The 26,521-nt window shown below is 72.5% G+C and carries 24 protein-coding genes; 9 read left to right on the forward strand and 15 right to left on the reverse strand.

Annotated features, from left to right (window positions below):
- Positions 1-2 precede the first annotated feature (2 nt).
- Both ACWD12_RS30750 and ACWD12_RS30755 read left to right on the forward strand, forming a co-directional pair.
- Positions 3-812: an MHYT domain-containing protein gene (locus ACWD12_RS30750; RefSeq protein WP_450102285.1), complete on the forward strand. Its 810-nt coding sequence runs from the start codon at positions 3-5 to the stop codon at positions 810-812.
- 83 nt (positions 813-895) lie between these two features.
- Entirely contained in the window at positions 896-1,267 is a 372-nt protein-coding gene (locus ACWD12_RS30755) for a PH domain-containing protein (RefSeq protein ID WP_358363396.1), read from the forward strand.
- A gap of 40 nt (positions 1,268-1,307) precedes the next feature.
- Here ACWD12_RS30755 and ACWD12_RS30760 read toward each other — a convergent pair whose 3' ends face one another.
- Complete coding sequence (locus tag ACWD12_RS30760) at positions 1,308-2,429, reverse strand: PLP-dependent cysteine synthase family protein (RefSeq protein WP_450102286.1); 1,122 nt, start codon at positions 2,427-2,429, stop codon at positions 1,308-1,310.
- Positions 2,430-2,641: 212 nt separating this feature from the next.
- Here ACWD12_RS30760 and ACWD12_RS30765 point away from each other — a divergent pair, with 212 nt between their 5' ends.
- From ACWD12_RS30765 to ACWD12_RS30775, 3 genes are all read left to right on the forward strand, one after another.
- Complete coding sequence (locus ACWD12_RS30765) at positions 2,642-3,142, forward strand: SigE family RNA polymerase sigma factor (protein ID WP_358363399.1); 501 nt, start codon at positions 2,642-2,644, stop codon at positions 3,140-3,142.
- 97 nt (positions 3,143-3,239) lie between these two features.
- Positions 3,240-4,289 carry a hypothetical protein gene (locus ACWD12_RS30770; protein ID WP_450102287.1) on the forward strand — a complete coding sequence of 350 codons (1,050 nt, stop codon included), beginning with the start codon at positions 3,240-3,242 and terminating at the stop codon, positions 4,287-4,289.
- 181 nt (positions 4,290-4,470) lie between these two features.
- Positions 4,471-5,790 (forward strand): DUF2252 domain-containing protein, encoded by a 1,320-nt coding sequence (locus ACWD12_RS30775; RefSeq protein ID WP_450102288.1) that lies wholly within the window; start codon positions 4,471-4,473, stop codon positions 5,788-5,790.
- Between the two features lie 66 nt (positions 5,791-5,856).
- Here ACWD12_RS30775 and ACWD12_RS30780 read toward each other — a convergent pair whose 3' ends face one another.
- From ACWD12_RS30780 to ACWD12_RS30805, 6 genes are all read right to left on the reverse strand, one after another.
- Positions 5,857-6,153, reverse strand: a complete 297-nt coding sequence (locus ACWD12_RS30780; RefSeq protein WP_450102289.1) for a hypothetical protein — start codon at positions 6,151-6,153, stop codon at positions 5,857-5,859.
- A 65-nt stretch (positions 6,154-6,218) separates the two neighbouring features.
- A complete protein-coding gene (locus tag ACWD12_RS30785; RefSeq protein WP_450102290.1) occupies positions 6,219-8,732 on the reverse strand; it encodes a hypothetical protein in 2,514 nt (837 codons plus the stop codon).
- Positions 8,733-8,742: 10 nt separating this feature from the next.
- Positions 8,743-9,624, reverse strand: a complete 882-nt coding sequence (locus tag ACWD12_RS30790; RefSeq protein WP_450102291.1) for a hypothetical protein — start codon at positions 9,622-9,624, stop codon at positions 8,743-8,745.
- A 7-nt stretch (positions 9,625-9,631) separates the two neighbouring features.
- Positions 9,632-10,510, reverse strand: a complete 879-nt coding sequence (locus ACWD12_RS30795; RefSeq protein WP_450102292.1) for a VWA domain-containing protein — start codon at positions 10,508-10,510, stop codon at positions 9,632-9,634.
- 172 nt (positions 10,511-10,682) lie between these two features.
- The gene (locus ACWD12_RS30800) at positions 10,683-12,668 is read right to left on the reverse strand and encodes an IucA/IucC family protein (protein WP_450102293.1); all 1,986 of its coding nucleotides are present in this window, start codon (positions 12,666-12,668) and stop codon (positions 10,683-10,685) included.
- A gap of 547 nt (positions 12,669-13,215) precedes the next feature.
- Positions 13,216-15,096 (reverse strand): IucA/IucC family protein, encoded by a 1,881-nt coding sequence (locus tag ACWD12_RS30805; protein ID WP_450102294.1) that lies wholly within the window; start codon positions 15,094-15,096, stop codon positions 13,216-13,218.
- Positions 15,097-15,669: 573 nt separating this feature from the next.
- On the opposite strand from ACWD12_RS30805, the gene ACWD12_RS30810 reads away from it, so the two are divergent.
- On the forward strand, positions 15,670-16,320 hold the full coding sequence (locus tag ACWD12_RS30810; protein WP_450102295.1) for a hypothetical protein: 651 nt from the start codon (positions 15,670-15,672) through the stop codon (positions 16,318-16,320).
- A 159-nt stretch (positions 16,321-16,479) separates the two neighbouring features.
- On the opposite strand, the gene ACWD12_RS30815 is transcribed toward ACWD12_RS30810, so the two are convergent.
- Positions 16,480-16,902, reverse strand: coding sequence for an ATP-binding protein (locus ACWD12_RS30815; RefSeq protein ID WP_358360558.1), 423 nt, complete (start codon positions 16,900-16,902; stop codon positions 16,480-16,482).
- Positions 16,903-17,254: 352 nt separating this feature from the next.
- Here ACWD12_RS30815 and ACWD12_RS30820 point away from each other — a divergent pair, with 352 nt between their 5' ends.
- Both ACWD12_RS30820 and ACWD12_RS30825 read left to right on the forward strand, forming a co-directional pair.
- Entirely contained in the window at positions 17,255-17,812 is a 558-nt protein-coding gene (locus ACWD12_RS30820; protein ID WP_450102296.1) for a hypothetical protein, read from the forward strand.
- Positions 17,813-17,887: 75 nt separating this feature from the next.
- Positions 17,888-19,564 (forward strand): MDR family MFS transporter, encoded by a 1,677-nt coding sequence (locus ACWD12_RS30825; protein ID WP_450102297.1) that lies wholly within the window; start codon positions 17,888-17,890, stop codon positions 19,562-19,564.
- Here the strand turns inward: ACWD12_RS30825 and ACWD12_RS30830 are convergent.
- The 4 genes from ACWD12_RS30830 to ACWD12_RS30845 all read right to left on the reverse strand — a co-directional run bounded on the left by ACWD12_RS30830 (position 19,479) and on the right by ACWD12_RS30845 (position 22,573).
- On the reverse strand, positions 19,479-20,081 hold the full coding sequence (locus ACWD12_RS30830; RefSeq protein ID WP_450102298.1) for a hypothetical protein: 603 nt from the start codon (positions 20,079-20,081) through the stop codon (positions 19,479-19,481). The two genes, ACWD12_RS30825 and ACWD12_RS30830, sit on opposite strands and share 86 nt — an antisense overlap.
- Positions 20,082-20,179: 98 nt before the next feature.
- Positions 20,180-20,710 carry a hypothetical protein gene (locus ACWD12_RS30835; RefSeq protein ID WP_450102299.1) on the reverse strand — a complete coding sequence of 177 codons (531 nt, stop codon included), beginning with the start codon at positions 20,708-20,710 and terminating at the stop codon, positions 20,180-20,182.
- A gap of 134 nt (positions 20,711-20,844) precedes the next feature.
- Complete coding sequence (locus ACWD12_RS30840) at positions 20,845-22,017, reverse strand: damage-control phosphatase ARMT1 family protein (protein WP_450102300.1); 1,173 nt, start codon at positions 22,015-22,017, stop codon at positions 20,845-20,847.
- An 88-nt stretch (positions 22,018-22,105) separates the two neighbouring features.
- Positions 22,106-22,573 carry a hypothetical protein gene (locus ACWD12_RS30845; protein WP_450102301.1) on the reverse strand — a complete coding sequence of 156 codons (468 nt, stop codon included), beginning with the start codon at positions 22,571-22,573 and terminating at the stop codon, positions 22,106-22,108.
- A 262-nt stretch (positions 22,574-22,835) separates the two neighbouring features.
- Between ACWD12_RS30845 and ACWD12_RS30850 the strand changes: the two genes are divergently transcribed.
- Positions 22,836-23,441 carry an AMIN-like domain-containing (lipo)protein gene (locus ACWD12_RS30850; protein WP_358360576.1) on the forward strand — a complete coding sequence of 202 codons (606 nt, stop codon included), beginning with the start codon at positions 22,836-22,838 and terminating at the stop codon, positions 23,439-23,441.
- A gap of 21 nt (positions 23,442-23,462) precedes the next feature.
- Here ACWD12_RS30850 and ACWD12_RS30855 read toward each other — a convergent pair whose 3' ends face one another.
- From ACWD12_RS30855 to ACWD12_RS30865, 3 genes are read right to left on the reverse strand one after another with little or no spacing between them, the layout of a single operon-like run.
- Positions 23,463-24,035, reverse strand: coding sequence for a hypothetical protein (locus ACWD12_RS30855; RefSeq protein ID WP_450102302.1), 573 nt, complete (start codon positions 24,033-24,035; stop codon positions 23,463-23,465).
- Between the two features lie 46 nt (positions 24,036-24,081).
- Positions 24,082-24,705, reverse strand: a complete 624-nt coding sequence (locus ACWD12_RS30860) for a class II aldolase/adducin family protein (RefSeq protein WP_450102342.1) — start codon at positions 24,703-24,705, stop codon at positions 24,082-24,084.
- Positions 24,706-24,764: 59 nt separating this feature from the next.
- On the reverse strand, positions 24,765-26,435 hold the full coding sequence (locus ACWD12_RS30865) for a BCCT family transporter (RefSeq protein ID WP_450102303.1): 1,671 nt from the start codon (positions 26,433-26,435) through the stop codon (positions 24,765-24,767).
- Positions 26,436-26,521: the final 86 nt, after the last annotated feature.

The raw sequence follows: 26,521 nt of genomic DNA on the forward strand, positions 1-26,521 counted from the left end.
CCATGGGTCAGATCAACCAGTTCGACGAGGGCCTCCTCACACCGGTCGCCGCGTACGCGATCTCCTGCGTCGGCGCGGTCCTCGGTCTCGCCTGCACGACGCGCGCGCACGCGGCGGCGGCCGGGTGGGCGCGCCGACGCTGGTTCGCGCTGGGCGCGTTCGCCATCGGCGGCACCGGGATCTGGGCCACCCACTTCGTCGCGATGCTCGGCTTCGCGGTCGAGGGCACGCCGATCCGCTACGACGTGCCGCTGACCCTCGCGAGCCTCGCCGTCGCCGTCGTCGTGGTCGGCGCGGGCCTCGCCGTCGCGGCGCACGACACGGGCCGCGTCGCGCTGTTGGCGGCCGGCGGCGCGGTGACCGGCGTCGGGGTCGCCACGATGCACTACGTGGGCATGGCCGCACTGCGCATGCGCGGCCACGTGTCCTACGACCCCGCCACGGTCGCCATCTCGGTCGGCGTCGCGATCGTCGCCGCCACGCTCGCGCTGTACGCCGCCCTCAACATCCGCACGCCCGGCGCCACCCTGGGCGCCGCTCTCGCGATGGGCGTCGCCGTCGGCGGAATGCACTACACCGGCATGACCGCGGTCTCGGTCGAGGTGGACGCCCACAACTCCCCGCTGAGCGGCGCGGAGACCTCGCACCTCCTCGCACCGCCGGCCGCCGGCCTGACCCTGTGCACGATCGCCGCCCTGTGCATGGTCGGTTGGCGCCCCCACCCCGACGAGGACGAGACACCGGCGCAGGCCGACGCCCCCGCCGAACCCCCCGGCCCCGTCACCATCGAACGCGTACCGCCCCCGAGTTGACCCCTCCGACCGTTGGGTTCGCGGTCCGGTGCTCATAGGCTGGCGGGGAGACGTCGCCGTACGGCGAGGGGAAAGAGGGGGCAATGAGTTCGAACATCGCATTCGACCGGCGCGAGCAGTTGGAGAAGATCCAGAGCGGGCTGCTGCCCGGCGAGCAGGTGCTCGCGGTCTACGACGCCAAGGGGACCGGAACGGGGTTCATCGGTCTCACGGACCGGCGGGCCATCCTGCAGGACAACTCGTTCGTGGGGAAGAAGATCGCCCTGACCTCGATTCCGTACTCCAAGATCAGCAGCGTCAGCATGGTCACGAACAAGTCCTTCGCGGGGTCGTTCTTCAGCTCCAGCGAAGTGGCGATCCACGTGGGCACGCAGACCTACCAGATAGAGATGCGCGACGACCAGAAGGGCCGCCACGTCCACGACTTGATCCTGCACTACATCATGGCCGCCTGAGCCGGGGCCGGGCGTCGCGCACGGGCGTCGGGCGGGGCCGTCAGGCGTCCCCGCCCACGGCGGGCGCCTGCCAACGGCCGGTCTTGCGCAGCCGGTCGATGGTCTCGGTGAACGGCGTGATGTCCAGGCCCTGTTCGGCCAGCCAGGCGTCGGAGTAGTAGGAGTGCGCGTAGCGGTCGCCGCCGTCGCACAGCAGCGTCACGATGGATCCGGTACGCCCGGACTCCCGCATCTCGGCGACGAGTTGGAGCGCGCCCCACAGGTTCGTGCCGGTGGAGCCGCCCGCCTTGTGGCCGGTCAGGCGGTGCAGGTGGCGCATGGCCGCGATGGAGGCGGCGTCCGGCACCTTGATCATGCGCTCCACCACCTCGGAGATGAAGCTGGGTTCGACGCGCGGCCGGCCGATGCCCTCGATGCGTGAGGCGGCGTTGACGGTGAAGTCGGGTTCCTCGCGCGTCCAGCCGTCGAAGAACGCGGAGTTCTCCGGGTCGACGACGGCGAGGCAGGTGTCGTGGCACTGGTAGTGCACGTAGCGGCCGATGGTGGCGCTCGTGCCGCCGGTGCCGGCGCCGACCACGATCCAGGTCGGTACGGGGTGCCGCTCCTGGGCCATCTGACCGAAGATCGACTCGGCGATGTTGTTGTTGCCGCGCCAGTCCGTGGCCCGCTCGGCGTACGTGAACTGGTCCATGTAGTGGCCGCCGGTCTCGGCGGCGAGGCGGCGTGAGACGTCGTACACCGTGGCCGGGTCGTCGACGAGGTGGCAGGTGCCGCCGTAGAACTCGATCAGCTCGATCTTCTCGGGGCTGGTCTTCTTACCCATGACCGCGATGAAAGGCAGCCCGAGCATGCGCGCGAAGTAGGCCTCCGAGACGGCGGTCGAGCCGGAGGACGCCTCGATGACCGTGGTGCCCTCGCGGATCCAGCCGTTGCACAGGCCGTAGAGGAACAGCGAGCGCGCGAGGCGGTGCTTGAGGCTGCCGGTGGGGTGTGTGGACTCGTCCTTGAGGTACAGGTCGATGCCCCACTCGGGGGGCAGCGGATAGACCAGCAGATGGGTGTCCGCGGACCGGTTGGCGTCCGCGTTGACCTTGCGGACGGCGTCGCTGACCCAGCTGCGGGTCCGCGTACAGACACGGTCGACATCGGTACCCACGTGCACTCCTCGATCAAATGTGATCAATCTGGCATCAGAGTACGTCGTACTCCGGTCATCCCCGGCGAAGCGGTCCGACAAGAATCTCATCGGTGCTCCGCACGGCGCCGCCGGACGCACCGGCCGGAAATTCTCGCGCGCGACGTGTGACGCGCCGGGACCCACGTCGCGTCGTACGGGTTGGAAGCACGGTCAGCGCGTACGACAAGGACCACCAGATGTCATCAGATCCGGACGAGTTCCTCGAATTCGCCACGGCCCGGAGCGGGCAGCTCTTCCGCACCGCTTGGCTGCTGTGCGGCGACTGGCACCTCGCCGAGGACCTCGTCCAGATCACGCTGGGCAAGCTGTACCGGTCGTGGCGGCGCGTCCGCCTGGCCGACAACCTGGACGCCTACGCGCGCACCGTCCTGGTCCGCAGCTACCTCTCGCACCGGCGGTTGCGCAGCAGCACCGAGCAACCGTACGGCACCCTCCCCGACACCGCCGGCCCCGACATCGACCCCGCGCTCCGGCTCACCCTCCTCAAGGGCCTGGCCGCACTGCCGCCCAAGGACCGCGCGGTGCTCGTGCTGCGCTACTGGGAGGACATGAGCGTCGAGCAGACGGCCAGGCAGATGGGCTGCTCGGCCGGGGCGGTCCGCAACCGGTCGCTGCGCGCGCTGGAGAAACTGCGCGGCATCCTCGGCGGCGAGCTGCACATGTTCGCGGCGGCATGATGGACACCCGTGCGCAGCGCCCCGCAAGGGCGACCTCCGATTCCGTGGACGGCACGGCCCGCCGCCACCCCGCGTGCGGCCGAGAGACGGTGAACCGATGAGCCCCGAGCAAGACCCGCACGACGGCCGACCGGGGGCGGCCGACGAGTCCGCGTCCCACGAGTCCGCGCCCAACGAGATCGCCCTCAAGCACGCCATGCACGCCGCGACGCGCGGCCTGCGCCCCCCGACGGCCGACCTGGTCCGCGGCGGCCTGGAGCGCGGGCGCCGCATGCGCGCGGTACGCCGCATCCAGATCGCCGGCGCGGCGCTGGCCGTGGCGGTCGCGGCCGGGTCGGGTGCGCTGATCGCCACCACCGGCTCGCACGCGTCCGGCCCGACGGGCACCGCCCACCAGCCGCCCCCGAGCGGCCGGGAGTCGGTCCCGCCGACGTCGCCGACACCGCTGCCGCCGTCGGCCCCGCTGGCCGGCAGCGCGGCCATGAAGGTGCTGACCCTGCTGCTGGCCCCCGGCGACGTGACCGACCGCGCGTTCGACAAGCAGCCGGACAACGTCACGCGCAGCGTCACGATTTCCGCGCGCTTCTGGCCCGTCGACGGAAGCGCACCGGGCTATGTCGCCATGACCTTCGGCGAGGATGCCGCGCCGATTCCGAATCTGGCGTGCCGCCAGGACGCCCCGGTGGGCGAGTCCTGCGAACTCAGGACCCTGCCGGACGGCAGCCGCCTGCGACTCACCAAGGAGTACCTGGGTCCGACGCCCCAGGGCTTCACACCGGCGGGCGGAGAGGTGATGGTCGCCACCGCGACCCTGGCACGCCCCGACAACATGATGATCTACATCCTCGCGGCCAACAGCCCCAACCCCCAGGCGTACAAGGTCTCGCCGCAGCGCGTCGATCCGGTGCTGAGCGTGGCGCAGTTGGAGGCCATCGTGACCTCCCCCGCCTGGGAGCCGCTGACCGGTCCGGGCGCGCTGCCGGACGACCCCGCGGGGGTCCCGACGTCCACGCCGAGCCCGCCGACGACCAGCGCGCCGCCGGAGACCGCCGACAAGAGTGCCGGCAAGAATCTGGATGTCCCGACCGGAGCGCCCGGCGGAGTCGCCTCCCGTTCGGTGACCACCAGTCCGCCCGAGGTCCCCTGACCGCTCCCCCGCCGACTTCCGGCGGCTGTCCCGGCGACTGTCCCAGGGGGGTGGCCGCGCCCCGCGTCACACGCCCTTTGGTCGCCCTTCCCCCACCCCACATCCGCCCTTTACCCGCCTGCTGGCATGCTGCGGAAAGGGCGGGGCAGCGCAAGGCAAGGCGATGAAGGAGTTGCGTGGGGTGTTGTTCGAACAGGCAGACCAGGAGCAGCGGGCCAAGCGGATCCTGGAGGTGTTCGACGCCGCCTTCGGGGAGCTGATCCAGGCCGACCCGGCGGCGTTCCGGGTCAAGTTCCGCAAGATGGCGGCCTCCGCGTTCGCCTTCTACCGGGGCACCGCATGCCTCTACTACGCGGACCTCGACGGCGCCCCGAATCCGTTCGTCGACGAGCGCACCGACCGGGTGTGGATCCACGGCGACCTGCATGCCGAGAACTTCGGCACCTACCTGAACGCCGACGGCCGCCTGGTGTTCAACGTCAACGACTTCGACGAGGCCTACCTCGGCCCGTTCATGTGGGACGTGCAGCGCTTCGCGGCGAGCCTGGCCCTCATCGGATACGCCAAGGCGCTCAGCGACGAGCTGATCGGCGAGCTGGTGGCCGCGTACGCCCGGTCCTACCGCGCCCAGATCCTGATGCTCACCGACGACCCCGCCGGGGCGCAGACGGCGCTCACCCTCAGCACCGCGACCGGGCCGCTGCTCGACGTGCTGCATTGCGCGCGGCTCCAGACCCGGGTCGGGCTGCTGGACGAGCAGACCGTCATCGACGGCTACGACCGGCGCTTCGCGCTGAGCGGCGGCGCGTTCGCCCTGGACGACGACACGAGGAAGACGGTCCTGGAGGCGTTCGGCCGCTACCTGGCCACGACGCCCGAGACCACGCGCGCGCGGCCGGACACCTACGAGGTGAAGGACGTCGTCGGGCGGCGCGGCGTGGGCATCGGGAGTGCGGGGCTGCCCTCGTACAACCTGCTCATCGAGGGCAACACCGAGGCCCTGGAGAACGACGTCATCCTTTACATGAAGCAGGGCCAGACGCCCGCGGTGAGCCGGCACGTGACGGACCCCGACGTACGCACGTACTTCCGCCACGAGGGACACCGCACGGTCATCTCGCAGCGCGCGCTCCAGGCGCACGCGGACCCGTGGCTGGGCTACACGGACATCGGCGGGGTGGGGCAGCTCGTCGCGGAGGTGTCGCCGTACGCGAACGACCTCGACTGGTCCGCCCTCAACGAGCCGGACGACATCCGCAACGTGGTCGATTACCTCGCGCGTGCGACCGCCACGATGCACGCCGTCGCGGACGAGGACAGCAACGGGCAGTCGCTGGTGCCGTTCTCGACCGAACACGCGATCCGCGCCGTGGTGGAGCCGGACGAAGAGGGCTTCGTGGCACACCTCGTGGAGTTCGCGCACACGTACGCCGCACGGACGCGCGAGGACCACGCCATCTTCGTCGACCTGTTCCGCAACGGCCGGATCACCGGGCTGTAGGCGCAAGCGGACGCGGGGTCGGCCGGCTCCGGGCGGCAGCCCCCGGAGCCGGCCGACCCCCGTCCGTCACGCGTCGATCGCGTCCAGCAGCATCGGCAGCGCCGCGTAGACCTCGCGCTCCCAGTACTGCCATTCGTGCTGGCCGTAGGTCATGCACACCGTGGCCGCGATGCCGCGTGCCGCCAGCTCGTTCACGAAGTCGTGGTTCTGCCCGCGGATCGCCCGTTCGACGAAGCTGCCGACCCCGTCGAAGCCCTTGGGCGGAGCGGTGGCCTGGCAGCGGCCGGGCGACGGCGGACTGCGGACTGCGGACTGCGGACTGCGGACTGCGGACTGCGGCAGGAAGCCTCGCCCAGGCGACACGTGTCGCACAAGACCGGATTTCAGTCGAACGATTGAAAGAATTTGCACGGCGGTGCGGACACCTATCAGCGGCCGCGGAAAACGTCCCGCAGGAACCGCCGGTACGTCAGCGCCGCAAAGCCCTCGACCTCGGCCCGTGCGGCGTCCAGGGCCGCCGCGGCGCCCCGGTGCGCGTCGCCGGCGGCCGCCAGCACGCCCTCGGCGTCGCGTACCGCCGCTGCGGCGCGCGCGACGTCACCGGCCCCCGATCCCTGCAGGCGGCGCTCCTCGGCGGCCAAGTCGGCGTCCAGGTCCGCAAGTTCGTCCAGCGCGGTGGTCCGGGCCCGAGCGGCCTGCCGGGCGAGGTCGAGCCGCCGGTCGGCCCGCCTGCGATGCAGTTCCTGCGCCTCCTGGTACGGCAGCACCGCCGGCAGCCGGATCCGCAGCTCCTCCACCACCTCGTCGCGCCACTCCTGGAGCCCGCGGGCGAGAGCCGGGCTCATGCCGTCGATGCGCACGGTGCCGCCGGGACGCGACACGACGGCCTGCGCACGCCGCTCGGCCGACGTCGGCACCGCGGACGTGACCCTGGTGAAGTCGGCCGCGGTCCGGACGCCTTCGTCGCGGAGCACCGCCGCAATGCGGCTCCCCAACATCTCGGCGGGGATGGGGTGGCGGCGCAGTCCCTCGTCGAGCGCCCGGTCCTGGAGCGCCCGCAGCGCGAGCAACTCCTCGCGCCCGCCGGAGCCTTCCAGCAGGACCCGGCGCTGCTCGACGGATTCGAGCACCTCGGCGAGCCGCTTCTCCACCGCCTCGCGCTCGAACTCGTAGCGGCTGTGCAGCAGCTTTCCGTCGGCGATCTGCCGTGCGGCGACGTCGGCATGCGCCTGGCGGGCGTCGTCCCAGGCCGCACGCGCCCGCCTGACGCGGAGGTCGGCGAACCCGACCAATTCCTCGGCGTCGTCGACGACCGTCAAGGCCGTTTCCCGGCGCCGGAGTTCCGGCGAATCCCGGTACGCCCGCCGCGCCCGCCCGTGCGCCGAGGCGGCCACCACCCCGCCTGTCGCCACCGCGGCAACGGTGGCCCACACCCACGGGCCCGCAAGTGCGATACCCGCTCCGGCGACGGCGGCGAGCACCACCAGCGCAGACAGTGCGGTACGCAGGCCCCAGGTCAGACGCGGCGGCACGGTGCGGAATCCGGGGAGGGGCGCCGTCGGGGAGGCGGCCGCGGGCGCACCTGCGGGGCCCGAGGCCGACGCCGTGTGCGGAGTCGAGGCGGCGCTCGCAGGCGAAGCGGCGCCTGGGTTCGCAGCGGCAGTCGGCCCCGAGGCGGCAGCCGGAGACGACGTGGTCGACTGGGACGCGTTCGCGGCCGACGCCGCTGCGGTTGTCGCCGTCCCTCGCGCCCCCGGGTCCTTGGGCCTGCCCGAGCTCCCAGGACCTTCGGGGGTTGCGGCCGCAGTTGCCGACGGGGACGCGGGTGACGGCACCGGCGTCTCCGCTCGCGTCCCGTCCTGCGTTCCGTGCTGTGCCCCGTCCTGCGTGCCGTTCTGGGTCCCGTCCGGCGTCTCGCTCCGGGTCAGGGCCTCCGCCAGCCACGGCGGCAAGCCGCCGCGTCGCCCCGACACCCGGACGATCGGGTCGCCCACCGGCCCCGTCTCGGCCATCGGCCGCGTGGCCCAGTGGGCGAGGCGCGCCCACTCGTCGGTGAGCGCGGGCGACGCGCACGCGGTGGCGGAGAAGCGGTCCGACTGCGTCGGCGCCGTGAAGTCCTCGGCTTTCAGCAGCAGATGCTCGCCGCCGTCCTCGTGGAAGGTGCGCCACAGCCACGGCTCGCGGGCGAGCGTACGCAGCGTCAAATGGATCAGGTGGGCCGAGAACCGGTCGAGGCCGGGACCGAAGTCACGCGATCCGCGCAGCGGGTGCTGGTAGTTGCGGTGCCCGTGTTCGGCGGCGGGCAGCCCGGCCAGCGACGGGACGTACATGCCGTCGTAGTCGATGAGCCGCAGGCCGCCGTCGGGCGCGACGATCAGATTGCCGTGCTGGAGGTCCCCGTGCGCGAGGCCGTGGGCCTCCAGTTCCCCCGCCACCCGCGCGAACCGTTCCGCGAGACCTTCAAGTGCCGCCCGGTCGCCGAGATGATCTTCGATCCACGGGATGAGACCGGTGCCCTCGACCCACTCCATGAGGATCACCGGGAACCATCGGCCGCCGACCAGGATGCCGCGCCGGACGTACTCGACGCCGACCCGCCAATCGGCGTCCACCGCGCGCAGTGCGTCACCGATGGCCCGGTAACGCCGCAGGCGTGCGGGGACCGCGCGCGTGAAGCATTTGACGGCGAACTCCCGCCCGGCCGTCCCCGCTCCGGAGGCGTCCGCTCCGGTGGAGGTGATCCGGAACACGCTGCCGAAGTTCCCCGACACCGCCCGCGGCATCCGCAGCGGACCCATCGCGACCAGGCCGCCGGCCACCGTCGGATGGGCGAAGCAGAGCGTGGTGTCGCGGATCGCCTCGCTGTAGTCCGCACCCGTCGGGTACGGCCCTTCTTCCCCGTCCGCGACGGCCCCCGTCACCCGCCCGCCGTCGGCGGTCACGTAGCCCGCCTCACCGGGGCTCGATGCGGATCAGTGTCACGTCGTCATTGCGCAACTCCCGGGCGGCGCGGCGGCGTTCGATCCAGGAGGCGAGTTCGCGGGGCGACGCGGAGTCGAGGACGCGAAGTGCGTGCCAGGGCTGTCCGCCTTCCTCCCGGCTGCGCAGGAACCATGCCGCCAGGGCGTCGCTCGCCAGGTAGAAGCGGTCGCCCAGGACCCATGAGCCGCCGACGACCCGTACGTGCGCCTCGACCGCGTCGCGGTCGTTGCCGTGGCTGGCCGCGAGTGCCGGGTGGTTGTCGAAGTCGTCGGACCTGTCCAGCGGGAAAGCGAGCCGCAATTGGTCGCCGCGGACGTGGAAGAGGCAGGTGTCGCCGAGTGCCGCCGCGGACCAGGTCCCGCGCGCGGGCGCCCAGCGGTGCGCGGTGAAGTGCGCGACCAGCAGGGTGGCGTGGGCGCCGCGCTCGAATCCGGGGCGTTCGTACCAGGCGAGCGGACGGCCGCGGAGTTCGCGCGCGTCCTCGTACCGCTTCATGAGGTCGGGCCAGCGGTTCGCGGCACGGCCGAGCACGTCGGCGAACCCGGCGCCGGTACGCAGGAGTCCGGTCGGCGCGCCACCCGCCTGCCGGACCAGCACCTCGGCCCAGCGCCGGGCCAGCAGGCTGTCGGAGGCGCCGTCGGATATCGCCGCGCGCACGCTGGTGACCCTCCCTACCCCACCCCGCCGGCAGGTCGGCCCGGGCGGCGGCAGCATGCTGCGGCCGGCGCCGATGACCGCGCTGCCGCCCTGGACGGTCGGGACGCCGCGGCTCCCGACCCATGCGGCGTCCTCGTACTCGTGCGGCTCCGCTCCGCCCTTGTGCAGCGCGAGCACCGTGACGTGGGCACGCATGCGGCCGCTACCGGATGTCCGCCGCGCGGGTGCCGATGTCGAGGAACTGGACCACGGCGGACAGGTCGGCGTTGAAGACGAACCCGTGTGCCCCGTCGGCGACATCGGTGCCCTGCTCGGTGGCGTACGCACGCATGCCGGGCGGGAGTTCACTCGACATGGCGTAGAGCAACTGCGCGTACTTGTCGGGAAGCTCGTCGCCGGGCCCGGGGAACGCCACAGGCGTCGCGCGGTTGGTCGATATGTGCAGGTTGAACATCAGCGCCTCGCCGTCGGCGGTGACGTGGTAGCGCAGCCGGGTCGCGGCCTCGGCCGGATTGCCGTCGGTGGACTCGCCGTCGGTGAGGTTGAGCACGATGGGCGGGAAGCCCTCGGGGTGGGCGTCGACCCAGCCCTGCACGAGCTTCGACGCGGCGCCGACCGCCTGGCACATGGGGGTGCCGCCGGACGCGACCGGCTCGACCCAGACCGGGACCTCGACCGTGCGCTCGACCAGACCGCCCGCGCCGTCCGGGACCTTCCGCGTCCGGGCGTCGAAACGGGCCGGGTGCTCGACGATCTCGCTGAGCGGCACCAGTTCACGGCCCGCGAGGCCGCCGGAGAGCGCGGGCAGCACGGTGTGGCCGTAGCCGATCACCGCGATGTGGAAGTAGTCGCGTACACCTTCCTCCTTCGCGCACCGCACGGAGAGTTCGAACAGCAGCCGGTTGAGCGCGTCGGCCACGACGTCGGCCTTGCGCGGCGGGATGGCGGGCGTGTCCGACGCGGCAGAGCCGCCGCCCTCCCCCGGTGCGGTGCCGATCGGGTCGTCCATCGAACTCGACTGGTCGATCAGGAAGATCAGGCAGCCGGGGTGGGCTCGGCTGATCTCTGCGGTGTACGGCATGCTGCGTCCCCCAGGGCCCCGTGGGCATGGCGCGGTACCGGCGTTCCGGACTCGCTCCAGCCTAGGTACGGCGAGTCTCCGCAGTCCAAGGAACTTTCGTCCGGCTCCCGAACACCCGGGAATGTCGCACACGGGGTGTCATGCCGCGGGATGGCGCGCGCCGGCCTCGCGGTCACGTCTCGGGCCCGTGCAGGGGGCTCGGGACGGTCTCCGGAGGTCCGGGGCGCCAGCCGGACAGCCGGTCGCGGTTGGGACTGTGCCGGGCCAGGCGCGGACCGAGCAGGTCGAACTGGGCGTAGCGCTCCTTGAGGTCGGGGAACCGCTGCTGGTAGCGCGCCACCTCGGCGCGGACCAGGGCCCAGAACACCGGCTCGGGGACCCCGAGATCGTCGTCCGCGAGGACCGAGAGGTGGCGCAGTGGGCCGCCGAACAACCCGCCGCCGAACAACCGGCCGAGATCACCGGGGCGGTACGCGGTCCCGTGGCGGCCGGGGGCACCCGGGGCGGCGGCGGTCGCGAGCGGAAGGCCGTCGGTCTCGGGGAAGGGCGTACCGTCCGCGTCCACGCAGGCCAGGAGCCCGCGCGCGGTGTCGCGGACGGCGAGGCGCACCGGGACCTCGCCGGCGTCGGACACCACGACGAGCGATTCGCCGAACGCGGGAACGGCCAGCCCGTAGCGGTAGAGCAGGTGCAACAGCGGCGGCAGAAGCGCGCTGCACAACCAGCGCAGCCATTCGCGGGGCGCCAGACCCGAACGCGCCGCCAACTCGGTGACCAGCGCGCGCCCGTGGTGGTCTCGGTACAGCAGAGCCGGGAGCGGGCGAGCGAGTTCGCCGGCGTCGAGGCGGGCCGCGAGTGGTTCGCTCCACGAGGCACCGAGCAGCGCTCGGTACGGGCGCCCTCCCGCGTCGTCGCGTACCGCGTCAAGATGCGGGTGGCGCACGGTCACCGAGGCGAGGTCGGCCAACAGGACGACGCGGCTCTCGCCGTGCAGGAACGGGTCGGCGTGATAGCGGTCGACGAGCCACCGCGTGGTCTGCGGCGAGGACGGCGTCGGCCGCGAGACCGGGAGGCACAGCGGGGTTTCGGGGCCCGCGAGGGGAAGTGCCACGTCCCGGCGCCCGGGCCGGTCGAGGTTGGTGAAGCCGCCCGCCGCCTGACGTGGGAGGTAGCGGTCCGGGCCGCCGTCGCCGAGCGGGACGATCCGGCCGTACGCAAGGTCCTCAGCGAACAGCGGCAGCACCATCTCGTCCCATTGCCACGGGTGCACCGGCAGCCAGATGTAGTCGGCCGGGTCCAAGCCCCGGTCGCGGAGACGGGCCTTGAAGCGGCGGCGCGTGGACGGGTCCAACTCCTCGGCGAGGAGCCGTTGCTCGGTGAGGTCCGGGGAACTCGTGTGCCACCCCGCGACGGCTCGGTGCACGGCGGCCCACGGCAGGCGGATCGGGTTGCGCGCCTCGGGCGCCCACCGGGTGGCGTCGGTGGCGGAGAATCCGGGCCGCACCCGGTCGGGCACGAGGCCGGGCCGACCGCCCACCCGGCCTTCCAGGTCGAGGTAGGCCATGTCGGCGAGTTCGGCGGCGGACGGACGCTCACGGGCGTCGTCGCGGGCCGCGACGAGCAGTGCCACGCTCACGTCGCGGACCAGGCGCGCCGTCGCGTCGGGGCCGAGCCCGAGTTCGGCGCGGGCGTCCACGATCAGCCGGGCGGGGTCGGTGGCCGGGGCGGCGGCTCCGTCGGCGACCCGCAGGACCGACCCCGGCTGAATGCGCCACGCGCCGAAGGCGCCGCGCCGGGCACGGAAGGAGTAGACGGCATGACCGGCGAGTTCGAGCCGGTAGCGCGGGGCGGGATGGGCCACGGAGTGCGCGGAGGAAGCAGGGGCAGGCGGCCGGCCGTCACCGAGCGCGGTGGAGGATTCCTCGCCGGCTCCGAAGTGCGCCGTGTCGGCCGTGTGTACGTCCGGGCGCACGTCCGAGTCGGTACCCGAGTCCGCGTCCGTCCGTGTGCCGGATTCCCGGGCATCGGGGTCGGCCTCGTCGCGGATCGGGCTGAGCAGCCCTTCGTACGCGTATTCGGCGAGCAGTGCCAGCAGGAGCCCGGTGGATGCCCGCTGCCAGGCGGGACCGGTGAGTTCGGGGAAGTCGGGCAGCGGCACGGGCCCTCCTGAGGTACGCGGTGCCGGGCGCCGGCCGCGGGCCGGTTGGCACACGCCGAAAGTAATGCAGGATCCACCGGACGTCAGCCGGATACCGGTCGGATCATCCGGTCGCGCGGGGGCAAGCCCGGGAGTTCGGTGGGGTGGCGCCGGAGCATCGGACGTACGGTCGGCGCGGGTGTGGCGGAGGGTCGCCGAAAAAGATCGCGTGCGCCGAGTGGGCAAGGCGGGGGCGGGACGGAAGACCGGGGCGTAGTAAGTCGGTTGGGAGCAACGGCAATTGCAGTGTGCGGGGACCAACTGGGCGCCCGCCCGATCACCGGGTGGCGTGAAAGTGGGGCGTGAAGTCGTTGCGTGAAATCAGGTCGTGGAATCAGGCTTAGCCGGGTGGGAGCGCGGCTGACGCCGACCCGGCACGGCGGTCGGCGCCCTCGGCGGCATCGGCGCGGCAGCAGGCCGGGATCGCGCCCCGCGGTTGTCCGGCGGACGATCCGCGGGGGGCGCTCCCACTGTCGGTTCGTGGCGGCTCGGCGGGGTGTAACCCGGGTCATGTTGCGGCGATGGGGTTCGCGATGTCGACGTAGACGGTCCGGTTCGTGTGCGGGCCCGGCGGCGCCGCGAGGCCCGCGACGCGCGTGCGCAGGTTCGCTTTGCAGCGTAGCCGGGGCGCGTCCAGCAGCGTCGTGATCAGGTCACCGGCAATAAGCCCTTGGCCGGCCTGCTCGTGCACCGTACGCACCTGCCGCAGGAACTCGCGTACGCGCGCCAACAGCCGTGTCTCGTCGGCGAGTCCTTCGGCGCCCAGCGCACCGACGAGGCCCAGCACGTTGTTGACGCCGACGCAGTAGCCGAGCCGTTCGTCGACGACGGCGTCGGTGGACCACGTCGCGGCGGCTTCGCGTACGTCCGCGGGCAGCCACCGGGCGAGCGGCGCGCCGCGCGCGGCCGAGAAGTGGTAGCCCTGGTTGCCGCGGTAGCGCCCGCCGATGGGCCAGCCGTCGCCGTCGAGGACGACGAGGGTGTTCTGCTGGTGGGCCTCCAGGCCGAGCCCATACTCGGCGTACAGCCACAGCACGGGTGCCACCACAACGTCGAGGTAGCGGCCCAACCAGGTGTCGGCGACCTCGGCGGGCGGGCGCCCGGTGTGCACCGCGAGGTGATGGACGGTACGCCCGAGGAGCGAGCGGCGTGCGGGGCGGTCGGGTCGGGACGCGGTGAGACCGGCAACGCACACGACCCGGTCGCGGGGGCCGAACGGGTTGTCGCGTACGACGAGTTCGAGCCCGCTCTCGCACGTGCTGCCGGGCGCGCGCAAGGTGAGCCAGCCGAGGTCTCGGACCACGTCGAACCCGGGGTGGGCGCCGTGCAGCACACGTTTGAGGCCGGCGTCGAGCATGCGGTGCACGGCCAGTCCGCGCCGCATCTCGGAGCGCAGGTTCTCGCGGCGCGAGTCCGCCACCTCGGCGCCCAGGGAGGTCTTGAGCATGACCGGCGCGTCCGCGCGGTAGAGCGTGCGGACGGACGACGTCGGCGACCACGCGGGCCCGGCCGGGCCAAGGTCGTGCAGCAGCCCCGCGTCCAGCAGCGCGCGGACGCCGGGCCGGGTGGCGGCGTCCCGGGCCTGCCAGGGGTGCGCGGGGAAGACCACGGTCCCCGCCGGGCGTTCGAGGCCCGGTCCGGCGAGGGCCGCGAAAATGGCCGGGAGTGGCCCGATCAGGTCTTCGTCGAGCTGCACGATGCCGGGGTCCGCGGCGAACCAGTGCAGCGGGAAGCGGCCGCGCAGCTCCGGGGAGAACCGTTCCGCCTCGGCATCGTCGACGCCTTGCCGGCTGTGCGGGGTGGGGTGGAAGGGGTGTCCGAGCAGCAGCGCCTGCTCGGCCTCGAGGAAGGGGGTCGGCGCGGTGGCCTCACCGGCCCCGTGTGCCGGGCCGGGTCCCGCTTCCGGCTCGGGCGTCCGGGTGTCCGGGACACGCGCATCGTGCGGCCGGGTGTCCGGCACGCGCGCGTCGTGCGCCCCGGAATCCTCGGTCCGAGGGCCCGGCGGTGCGGCCTCCTCGGCGTGCCGGACGATCAGGTGGCGCGCGGTCCGGCGCACCGAGTCCCCTACGCGCGCGGCGAATTCGGCCGCGATGTCGGCGCGGCGGTCGGCGCACAACAGGGCGGCGAGCGCGGTGGCGTCGAGGGCGCGGCCCTCGTCCACCTCGGCGATGCGCACCGGGCCGAAGCGGTGCCAGCCGGTCGGCGAGCGGTATTCCAGCGCCACTTCGACGACGGGGCCGTTGTCGGCGAGTGCGACCCGGACGACGGGTCCGTCGCGTACCACCACGCCGTCCTCGCGCAGAAGACAGCGCAGCAGCGCTTCGACGGCCGCCTGGTCGGCGGCCTCGGTCAAGTCGGCGTCCGACGGCGGGCCGCCGGGGTCGGGCACGGGCGGGAGGGTGGGCGATCCGGGCCGCTGGTGCGCGACCCGCGTCGCCGGTACCTGACCGGATGGCGACATAGGCTGTACGGACCTCCCCGTGGTCGACAACGGCCGTGCGGTGGGGCGGTGTTCGGCGGCGCACCTGCTTCCGGTCGGCGAGCCGGGCGACGCGCCCGGCAGGCCTTTCCGCGTGCCTGCTCCGTGTGCTGTTCGGAGAACGGTAACCCATTCCGCGGGAACCGAAGGGCACAGCCACCCGTCCAACCCAACGATTCGCCGAGCCGCCCGGGTTCCGCCCCGGGTGGGTCGCTACCATGCGAAGTGCGCCTGCCGGCGCCGCGGTCCCCGGGCCCGAGGCATCGTCAGGCGGCCGGAATGGGGGGAAAGTTCCATCTCCGCGTGTCATCCGAAGGGGGGGTCCTTCCGGATCGCGCGGTCACCCGTCACGGCCGACGTCGCATCACCCTGCCCGCACATGCCTGTGCCGGCAGGGCGTTCCTACATGGACCGGCTTGGACACGGAGACGACAAATGAATGGCTACTGGGGTCACCAACGACGGTCGTCGTCCCCTCACCACATGCCCCCGCCGTACGGGCCGGGCGGCGCGCCCGGGCATCTCATGCCCCCGGGCCCGCCACCCCGTGGCGGCGACCGCAGCGGGAAGCTCATGGTGCTGCTCACCCTCGTCGGCACGATCGCGACCGTCGTGAGCGTGCTCCTGGCCATGGGCGTGGGCCCGTTCGACCTGTCGAACGGTACGGACGACAAGTCCGCCGCGCCGGTCGCGCCGGTCGCGAACGACGTCGGAGGCAAGCCCACCCTGGAGGGCTGGGTCGTGAAGGTCAACGAGGTCTGCGGCAAGGAGACGACCGAGTTCACCGACCGGCTCCAGGCCAAGGACGCCGCCCTGGACGCCGGCGACCTCCCGGGCTACGCCGCGGAGTTGGCGCAGTTGTCGCGCCGCATGGACGGCATCGTGACGCAGCTCAAGGCCGTACCGCTGCCGACCGACGACGACGCGAAGCAGTGGCGCGACAAGTACATTCAGCGGGCCGAACTGCTGTCGGAGAGCTCCGCGCAGGCGCTCCTCGCGGCGGAGCCCGGGACCGACGAAGCAGACGTGCAGGACGCCGCCAACGCGTCGGACGCGAAGCTCACCGAGTTGGACACGCTGGACAACGAGGAGATCCGGCCCCTCGCCGAGAAGCTCGGGGTGTCGTGCCCCTGACACCCTCCCGAATCCTCGCGCCGAACCCCGCAATGCCTCGCTTGGAACCCGGAACCCCGAACCCGGAACCCCAAACCCGGGACCGCGCACGGAACCCCGTCCGGGATCACGCCCGAGATCCCGGACGAAGTCCCGTCCGCGGTCTCCGCCGAAGGGCGGTCACGCCACCGGCCACGGCAGGATGACCCACAGCGTCTTGCCGTCGGCGTGCGCCTCGATGTGGATCTGCCCGCCGGTCTCGTCGACGATGCGGCGCACGATCAACAGGCCGCGCCCGGACGTGTCGTCGACCGTCTCGAGCAGCGCGACGGGCCGGTACGGGTGGCGGTCGCGGACCCCCAGCCACAGCCACCCGTCGTGCACGGTCAGGGTCACCACGATCTCGGGCGACACGACGGCCGCGTGCTCGACGGCGTTGGTGATGAGCTCGGAGGCGATGAGGCGGAGCCCGTACCCGAGATCGTGGTCGCCCGGCAGTCCCCAGTAGGTCAGATGGTCGGCGAGGGCACGCCGGGCCTGCGGGACCGCCGCGGACTCTGCGGGCAGCGTGAACCAACAGGACCTGTCGTATCCCAGAGTCACGGGGCCCACCTCCTCGCGCGGTGGTCCAGCCTAATGCCCCGGACGGGGGTCCGATCATGCGCAACCGAGACGACACGTACCGTGACTGCCCGCTTCCGGTGGCGCGCCACGGCGTGCGCCACGGCGCGGACCATCGCGCGCGCGATGCAAGCAGATTGACGGATCGTCACATGAACACGAAACGTTGATCGATCGCGTGTGTGAAATACGCGGATCGTGGGCAAGACCGTGGCGTCTGCGTATGTGACGGCGCACCCGAGGGGTGTGCCCATATCCGCGCGTTGCGGTGTCGGAGCCCCCGTCCAAGATGGCTCCGGCAACCGCCGCTCAGTCCCACAGAAGGGTGATGCGGGTGGACGACAACCTGGACGCGCTCGAACGGCTCATGCTGGCCAACCTGCTCGAAGGCCGCCAGCCGCGCCGTCGGGCCACCACGATGCCCCGGGCACAACGCAACTCCGACTCCCGGCAGTCCGCGCCCCAGCAGCGCAACCTGTCCCGTAACCAGCCCCGGCACGCGCCCGCGGCGCGCGCCTCGATCCCCGGCCCGTCGGCCCCGCCCCAGGTCTCCGACCTGCGGCAGACGCGCCTTCTGGACATCGGCCGGGTCATCAAGCAGATCGACCCGCGTACGACGCCCGAGTGGCGTTCCGAGATGGCCGCCGCGTGGGTGCGCCTGAACCTGACGGCCGCACAGGTGCACGGGTGGCTGACCGCGGGCCTGCTCCCGGCGCAGCACGAGCTCGCCAAGGAGTGCATCGAGCGGGGCCTGACGCCCGCCGACATGAAGTCGCGCATCGACGGCGTACGCGTCGTGGAGCGCCTGCGCGGCGACGGTGTCGACGGCGTGGTGGACATTCTGCGGCGCAACGGCTGGAAGCCCGCCGCCACCCCCACGGCAGCCGCCTAGCGGCAGCGGGTCCGTTCCGACACGCGCGGCCCTGGGCGCGTTGACTTCATTGCAGACCGCATCTAGTTTGCGGCCATGCCACCAGGGGATACCGCCGGCATCGCATCGCCGTCCCACCCGACTCCCGGGTCCCCGACGTCCGAGTCCTCGGCGTCGCCGTCCCTGACCCGGCGCCAGATTCTGCTGGCGTTCTCGGGGTTGATGCTCGGCATCCTGCTCTCGTCGCTCGACCAGACGATCGTCGCCACCGCGCTGCCGACGATCGTCTCCGACCTCGGCGGGCTCGACAAACTGGCGTGGGTTACCACCGCGTACGCCTTGGCCATGGCCGTGTCGACCCCGGTGTACGGCAAACTCGGCGACCTGTTCGGCAGGAAGTACCTCTTCCAGACCGCAATCGGCGTGTTCCTCGCGGGTTCGGTGCTGTGCGGGCTCGCGCAGTCGATGGGCACGCTCATCGCGTTCCGGGCGATCCAGGGGCTCGGCGCGGGCGGCCTGATGAGCAACGCGCAGGCCATAGTGGGCGATCTCGTGCCGCCCGCCGAACGCGGCCGGTACCAGGGCCTCATCGGCTCGATGATCGCGCTGTCCACGGTCGGCGGCCCGTTGCTGGGCGGCCTGCTCACAGAGGCACTGTCGTGGCGGTGGATCTTCTACGTGAACCTGCCGCTCGGGGCGATCGCCCTCGTGGTGACGAGCTTCGTGCTGCGGCCGCCGGCGTACCGCCGCGAGCGCAGACCGCTCGACTGGCTCGGCGGCGTCCTGCTGTCGTGCGGGACGGCGGCGCTGATCCTGTTCACCACGTGGGGCGGCACGACGTACGCGTGGGGCTCCCCGCAGATTCTGCTGCTCGTCACGGCGAGCGCCGTGCTGCTGTCGTCGTTCGTCTTCGTCGAGACTCGGGCGGCGGATCCGCTGATCCCGCTGCGGCTGCTGTCCCGGAACGCGGTGGTGCGGGTCGCGTGCCCGCTGACGCTGGTGGCCGGCTGCCTGTTCATGGGTATCGGCACGTTCCTGCCGCTGTACGAGCAGATCGTGCACGGGAAGGGTCCGACGGAATCGGGGCTGCTGCTGGCCCCGATGATGCTCGCGATGCTGGTCAGTTCGACGGTGTGCGGCCGGGTGGTGTCGCGGATCGGGAAGTACAAGAGGTTCCCGGTGGGCGGGACGCTGCTGGCGGCGCTCGGCCTCGGGCTGCTCGCGACGCTCGGCGCCGGCAGCCCGTACTGGCGACTTCTGGTCGCCCTCATCGTGCTGGGGCTCGGACTCGGGACGATCGGCCCGGTCACGACCCTCGCGGTGCAGAATTCGGTGGACCACCGCGACCTCGGCGTGGCCACCGCGCTCAACGCCTTCTCGCGGTCGATCGGTTCGTCGTTCGGGGTGGCGCTGCTGGGTGCGGTGTTCACCCGTCGGCTGGCGGACGGTCTCTCGCCGTCCGAGGCGCAGGCGCTGGGTGGCGACCACACCACGATCACCCGCGAACGGATCGACGCGCTGGCTCCGGAGGCCCACGCGGCCGTTCTGGACTCGTTCGCCGACGCGTTGTCCTGGGTCTTCGCCACGGCGGTGCCGCTGGCGCTGTGCGGCTTCCTGCTGGCGCTCGCGTTGCGTGAACTGCCGTTGCGGAAGGGGCCGACTCCGGTGCTCCCGGCCGAGCCGGTGGCTACGGCCGGTACCGGGCCGAAGCATCCGCCGGCGGGACGACGGCCGCCGGCGACGCCACCGCCAGGGGAGCGCGGGCGGGACTGAGCGGTTCGGGCAGGCGCATCGCCGGCCGCCCGGTACGGAAGCACGCCACGATGTGCAGGTCGACGAGGTCCATCGCGGCATCCCACACCCAGTCCTGCGGGTTCGCGGCGAGCAGGGGGTTGGCGGCGAGACTGCGTACGGCCAGTTCGCTCAGGTCCGCGACGAGCGCGTGCCGTCCCAGGTCGGCGAGGCCGGCGAGCAGTACGGCGATCTCGCCGACGCGGCGGATCGCGGGTCTCTGCCGGCTCGCGAGTGCGACCGCCATCGCACGTATGCCGGGCAGGTCCGGTCCGCTGCCCGGAGCGAGCGCCGGTTCAAGGCGGACCAGGTCCACCCCGCGCGGCCGGGCGCCCGCGTCGACCACCGCGGCTTCGGCCGCGAGGAGCGCGACCAGCGCGTCGTCGAACTCGTCGGCCCCGACGACCGCCGCGGCGGTCAGCGCGCCGCGGCCCGCGTCATCGCACGAAACCCCCTGCGGTGTCCCGGGTTTGCCCTGGATCTTCACAAGATTTCCCATGGCCACCATGCAAGCCGAGGCGGACCGCCGGCACCGGAAACCTTGAGACGAATCACCCGAACGAGGTACGACCCTCGCTTGCCGGAGAGCAGTCCGGGTCAGGGGCGGAGAGACAGGGTCGGGATCGGCGTCGGGATCGGGGTCGGCGTCGGGATCGGGGTCGGCCAGTCGACGGCGGCGATGACGTCGGCCAGGTCCACCAGTCGCGCTTCGGGGTTCAGGCGCATGACGATGTCCTCGGTCAGCGGCCGAAGTTCGAACACGTGGCGGAGCGCCGCCGCGTCGAGCTCCACCGCGTAGTAGTCCTCGGCAAACGCCCGGAACGCCTCGGGGTCGCGGTCGAGGAACAGCTCGAAGAGGTGTGCGACCCCATCGGGGTCGCCAGATGTGCCTTCCGGGAACTCGACGTCGCCGACCTGCCACTCCGCGTCGGCATGGGTGCGCCGCAAGCACGCGGTGAGCAGCGGCGTGCCGTATGGATCGCAGAAGGCCGGTACCTCGACGTACGGTCGGAACATCTCCGGCACTGAGTCGACCAATCCCGGCCACGGCGCGTCCTGGCCGTACCGGCTCATGGGTGACTCGTGGTCGAAGCCGCGAATATAGGCGCCCGCCGCGGAGCGCATCACGAAGAACTCGTCGCCCTGCCATTGGTCATCGAGAACAAGTCCTCGCCTTCGAGCGGGGCGCCGTGGACGGTACCAGCGCACACCGACCTCGCCGGGCGGAGGACGGCGCTTCTCCGGACGCCGCGGCCGCGCCGTCAGAGTCGGGCTTGGATCAGTGCGTGGCGTCCGCTCGTGCGCCACCCGGGCTCGTCGGCGTCGAGGCGGGCTTCCGTCGCGGCGTCGAGGCCGACGGCGACGTCGGACTTGAGGGTGCGGAGCGCGGCGACCGGTCCCGGGAAGTGGGCGACGGCGTCCGCGAAGGGCCGGGTGGCCGGCCAGTGCCGGTCGCCGACCAGGCGGCGGTAGTTGAGGTCGCCCTTCATGACGGTGAGCGTGGCGGCGGCGAAGTCGCGGCGGAGGTCGTCGGGCATGTCCGCGTACCCCAGGGGCGCGCACGAGAACGGGTGCGCACGCACCACCAGGCAACTGGACTCGACCTCCCGCCACAGGCGTTCCCCCACCTCCGCGGCGGCGCCGGATGCCGAGCGGAGGCGGCGCAGGCAGGCGTACGTGTCCGCGGGTGTCGCGTCGGACACGTAGTAGGGGTGCGGCTTGACGTGCAGGACGACCGCTTCGGCGAGGCCGGTGTGCAGCAGGTGGTCGACCAGGACGAGGTCCGGGAGGAGTTCCGGTCCGGCGTTGTCGGCGACCAGGCAGACGCGTCCCGGACGCGCGGCGAGGTGCTTCCAGATCGCCTCGCGCCCGTCGGCGAGCAGCGGCCCGTCCGGCCCGCTCCCCCGGCCCGCCGTGATGCGGAATCCGAGGTCGGCGCGGTTGCCCCAGAGCGAGGCGGTCAGCAGCGCGTCGCCGAGCGCGCGGCCGCCGGCGGATCCCGGTGCGGACTCGGGGAGGTCGTCGAGGCCCGCCAACTCGGCGTCCACGGCTCCGCCGTGCAGTTCGGCCGCCTTCGCGGGACCGAACGGGTCGAGACCGTGCCAGGTTCCCTGGTCGAAGTAGCCGAGCGCGCTGAGCAGCCGCCGGTAGAAGTAGCTCTCCGCCCAGAGGAACGACGTCTCGCCCCACGGGCGGCCGTAGCGTCCGGCACCCCAGGCGGCCCAGCGTCCGGCGTCCGGCGCGTCGGCCGGCAGCGGGCGTACCGTTCCGGTCAGCGTCTCGTCGAGCAACTGCCCCAGCGCATGCCGCTGTTCGGCGGTCAACGGCAGGTCGGTGCCGAGTTGGTGGATCAGTCGGGGATGCCGCTCGTGGAAGACGCCCCAGGCGAACGAGCCGGGGACGTCCCACATGACCTCGGCGCTGGATCCGGCCATGCCACTCTCCTCGACGCAGCCCGGCAGATGCGTCGACCCTAGCCAACGCTCCGCCGTGCGCCCCGCCGCCGCTCCGCGGACGCGGCGGTCAGGTCTTGCCGGGCGACGCCTCGGGGCTCGGGGCGGGCGGGGCGGAGGTGGGAGGAGCCGAGGGCGCCGGGGTCACAGGGGGGGTGGGCGGGTCAACCGGGTCGCTGGGCGGCCCGCCGGCCGACGGCGGCGCCGGCGGGTCGGGCAGGTCGTCGGCGCCGCCGAAGGACGGCTCCTCCGGGCGTACCGACGCCGCTTCGACGGGCGGGAGCGGGACGCCGCTGTGCCGGTCGCCCGGTGCGGGCGCGGGCGCCGGAGTGCGGGGGCCGGGGCGGGAGTTGTCGCCTCCCGCGGGGGCCTTGCCCGGAGCCGCGCCGCCCGCGGGGTCCTCCGCGGGGACCGCGCCGGGCGCCGGGACGTTGCCCGCCGGGGCGACCTTCTCGTCGGCGCCTCCGCCGCACGCCGTGGCCGCACCCGCGGCCAGGACGACGACGGCACACCAGGATCCGACGCGGCGCCGATCCATGCAACAGCCTCCAGAAGTTCCCGTGGCGGCGCCGACGGCGCCGTGTCCCGGAGTACGTTGACGCGCGCCGCGACCGCACGCCAGTCAGAACGCCCCTATTCATCCACACGAGTGAAAGTCCGGGCGCAACCACCACCCGAACGGACAAGATCGACTTAACATCACCGAATCTGACTAACCGGAGCAACCGGGCGAGACGCCCAACGCGTCTTAGGAAGACACAGGCGCGCTCCGCACCTGAACGATCCGCGGGAGGTCCCCCGTGCACCTGTCCCCCACCGGCACCGCCCCGTCGCCTCCGCGGCGGCGCGCACGCGTTTCCCGTACGACCCGCTCCGCCGTCGCGACCGCGGCGGCCGGCACGTTCGTCGCCTTGGCCCTCATCCCGGTCACCGCCGCGAACGCCGCCACCCCCGCCGCCGTGCCGCGCACCGTCGCGGCCGCACCGATGACCGTCTGCGGCGAGCCCGTCCCCGCCCCGACGTACCTGACCAACATCCGCACCGGCAGGCACGCCACGTTCGACCGCATCGTGCTCGACTTCTCCGGCGGTCTCCCCGCCTACGGCTCGATCGGCGGCCCGGACAAGCTGGAGTACTGCGGCTCGGGCCAGACCGTCCCGCTGACCGGCACCGAGTACACCGAGATCACCACGAACTCCGCCGCGCACGACGAGAACGGCAACTCGACGTACCCCGGCGCCCGGCTCGTCTACACGCCGCACCTGACGAAGGTCACCGGATTCGCGGTCACCTGCGACTTCGAGGGCCACCTCAACGTCGGGTTCGCCACCAAGGCCGGCGTCACGGAGATCCGCACGACCACGCTCACCAACCCGAGCCGGATCGTCGTCGACGTCCTCCACTGACCCGCACCGAAAGGAAGGGCCTCACCAGGCGGCCGGGTCGGCGTCGACCAGCAGGCGGACGACCACCCACAAGGCGACCAGCCCGGCCAGCCACCCGAACACCGCGAGCCGGCGCGTCAGTCGGCCGCCAACGACAACCCCGACCGTTCCGGCCGCCCCGATCACCGGGGCGGCCACCCACGGCAGCGTGCGGCGGAAGTGCGCGCCCAACTCCGTGCACCACCACGCGTCGATGCCGTCCGCGCAGTTGCCGTCGACGGCCAACTCGACGCCCAGCGCCACGGCGCTCACCAGCGTGGCCGACCACATGAACAGCAGGACCGTCGCGAGGATCGCGGCAGGCGGCCGATCGCGCGGCGGTTCGCGGACGAACCCCCACTCGTCGACGTCCAGTTCGACGTATCCGCCGCCGAGTTCGGGGTGCCCGGCCCGGTCGGCTCCCGGTCGGCCCGTTCCCGCTCGGTCGGCCCCTGCTTGGTCGGCCCACGCTTGATCGGCCCACGCCTGCGCGGGCACATAGAACCGCTGGATCCGACGTGACCGGCGGTAGACGGATGCGGCGGAATGCCGCGGCGGCGGTTCCCACTTCGTCATGCGCCCCATATTGGTGCGCGGCGCACACCTTCGGGCGATCTCCCGGCTAAATGGTCATGCGCCGTTCCACATCGGCGAGTTCGTCGGCGCTGAGCAAGCGGGGCCCGCCCATGCCGCAGGCGCGTACGTAGACCTCGCAGAGCCACTCGAGAATGCGGGTGCGCTCGAACGCCCCGTCGAGGTCGGTGCCGAGGGTCACTCCGCCGTGGTTCGCGAGCAGCGCCGCATGCCGGCCGCCGTGCAGCGCGGCGCGTACGTTGCGGGCCAACTCCGGTGTGCCGTACGTGGCGTACTCCGCGACGCGTACGTCGTGCCCGCCGAACAGCAGCACGTTGTAGTGGATCGCCGGAAGGGCGGTCCGCGTCGTCGACACCACCGCGCCGAAGACGGAGTGCGTGTGCACGACGGCGCGGGCGTCGGGCGCGGCCTCGTACAGCGCCAGGTGCATCGGCGTCTCGGAGGACGGCGCGTGCGCGCCTTCCACGACCTTGCCCGCGAGGTCGACCACCGGGCAGTCGCCGGGAGCCATCCTGTCCAGCGGCACACCGCTCGGCGTGACGGCCACGAGGTCGCCCTCCCGCACGCTCAGGTTGCCCGAGCTGCCGACGACGTAGCGTTCGCCGACCGCGCGCCGACCGTACGCGCACAGCTCCGCGCGCGCCTCTTCCATGAGCACGGCGGCCCCTCCGTCTTTCCTGTCGCGGGGCGGTCCGAGGGCTCGGGTGCCGGTCAGATGCCGCCGTGGCGACGATCGTACGTCTCGGGCTCGGCGTCCTCGCCGACGGTCACCCGCACCGCCTCGAACAGGCCGCGCGGCCGTGACCTGCGGCGTTCGTGCTTGGCCGCGGGGTCGTCGCGCAACTCCTTCACGAGGGCGACGCACAGCGCCATCATCACCACGACGAACGGCAGGGCGACCAGGATCGTCGCCTGCTGGAGGCTCTCGAGGCCGCCCGCGAGGAGCAGCACCGAGGCGACCGCGCCGATGAGCACGCCCCAGATCACCACGATCCACGAGGGCGGCTTGAGCGATCCGTTGCTGGTGAGGGAGCCCAGGACCAGGGACGCGGAGTCGGCGCCGGTCACGAAGTACAGCGCCACCAGGACCATCGCGACGGTGGCGGTCAGCCCGTACAGCGGCATCGCGTCGAGCATCGCGAACAGCGCGCTCTCCGGCCCCTCGGCGGTCTTCGCCACGAGGTCGGCCTCCCCGGTCTGCTGGATGCGCAGCGCGCTGCCGCCCATCACCGCGAACCACACGGTGCTGGCGCCGCTCGGCACGAGGAGCACGCCGACCAGGAACTCGCGGACCGTGCGGCCGCGCGAGATGCGGGCGATGAAAGTGCCGACGAACGGCGCCCACGACAGCCACCACGCCCAGTAGAAAACCGTCCACGTGCCCAGCCACTCGGTGCCGATGAAGGCCCCGGTCCGCGTGGCCATGGTGGTGAGGTTCTGGAAGTAGTTGCCGACGGACGAGGGCAACACGCCCAGGATGTAGACGGTCGGTCCGACGACGAACACGAAGACCATCAGGAGCACGGCGAGCACGACGTTGGCCGTGCTCAGCCATTTGACGCCGCGGTGGATGCCGCTGAACGCCGACACGACGAACGCCGCGGTCAGCGCACAGATGATGACGACTTCCAGGCTCTCGGTGTCCTTGACGTCCATGGTCAGGTTGAGGCCCTTGGCGACCTGGAGCGCGCCGAGGCCGAGCGACGTCGCGGAGCCGAACACGGTCGCGAAGATGGCGAGCAGGTCGATCGCCTGCCCCGGACGGCCGTTCGCCCGCTCGCCGAGCAGCGGGACGAAGGCCGAGCTGACGCGGTTGCCGCGGCCCATGCGGAACGTCGCGTACGCCAGCGCGAGGCCGGCGACCGCGTAGATCGCCCACGGGTGCAGCGTCCAGTGGAACAGCGTGTACTGCATCGCGGCCCCCGCGGCGCCGCCGGTGCCGGCCGAGACGCCGGAACCCGGCGGAGGTGCCGCGAAGTGCTGGATGGGCTCGGCGACGGCGTAGAACATCAGGCCGATGCCCATGCCGGCGCTGAACATCATCGCGACCCAGGCGAGTGTGCCGAACTCCGGCTCCTCGTCGTCGCGGCCGAGCCGGATGCGCCCGAAGCGGCTCAGCGCGAGGTAGACCGCGAGCAGCAGGAAGACGTCGGCCGCCACTACGAACAGCCAGCCGAAGTTGTCGATGGCCCAGGTGAGCGCGGTCCCGGTGGTGCTGTCGAGAGAGTCCTGCCCGAACACGCCCCACAGGACCACCGCGAGGACCAGGCCGAACCCGAGCGCCGCGACGACCGGATCCACGACGGCGCGCCCCGATGGAGGCGCGGCGCCGTGGGTCCCGCGGGGATCGTGCCGCTCCGTGCCGTCGTTGGTGCTGGCCACAGGACCTCTGCATCCGCTCGGGAACGTAGGGGCTATTACCGGGTTTGATGAGCTTTCATGGCAATAGTCCGTGCGTCATCGTAGGG

Source organism: Streptodolium elevatio (assembly GCF_053592165.1).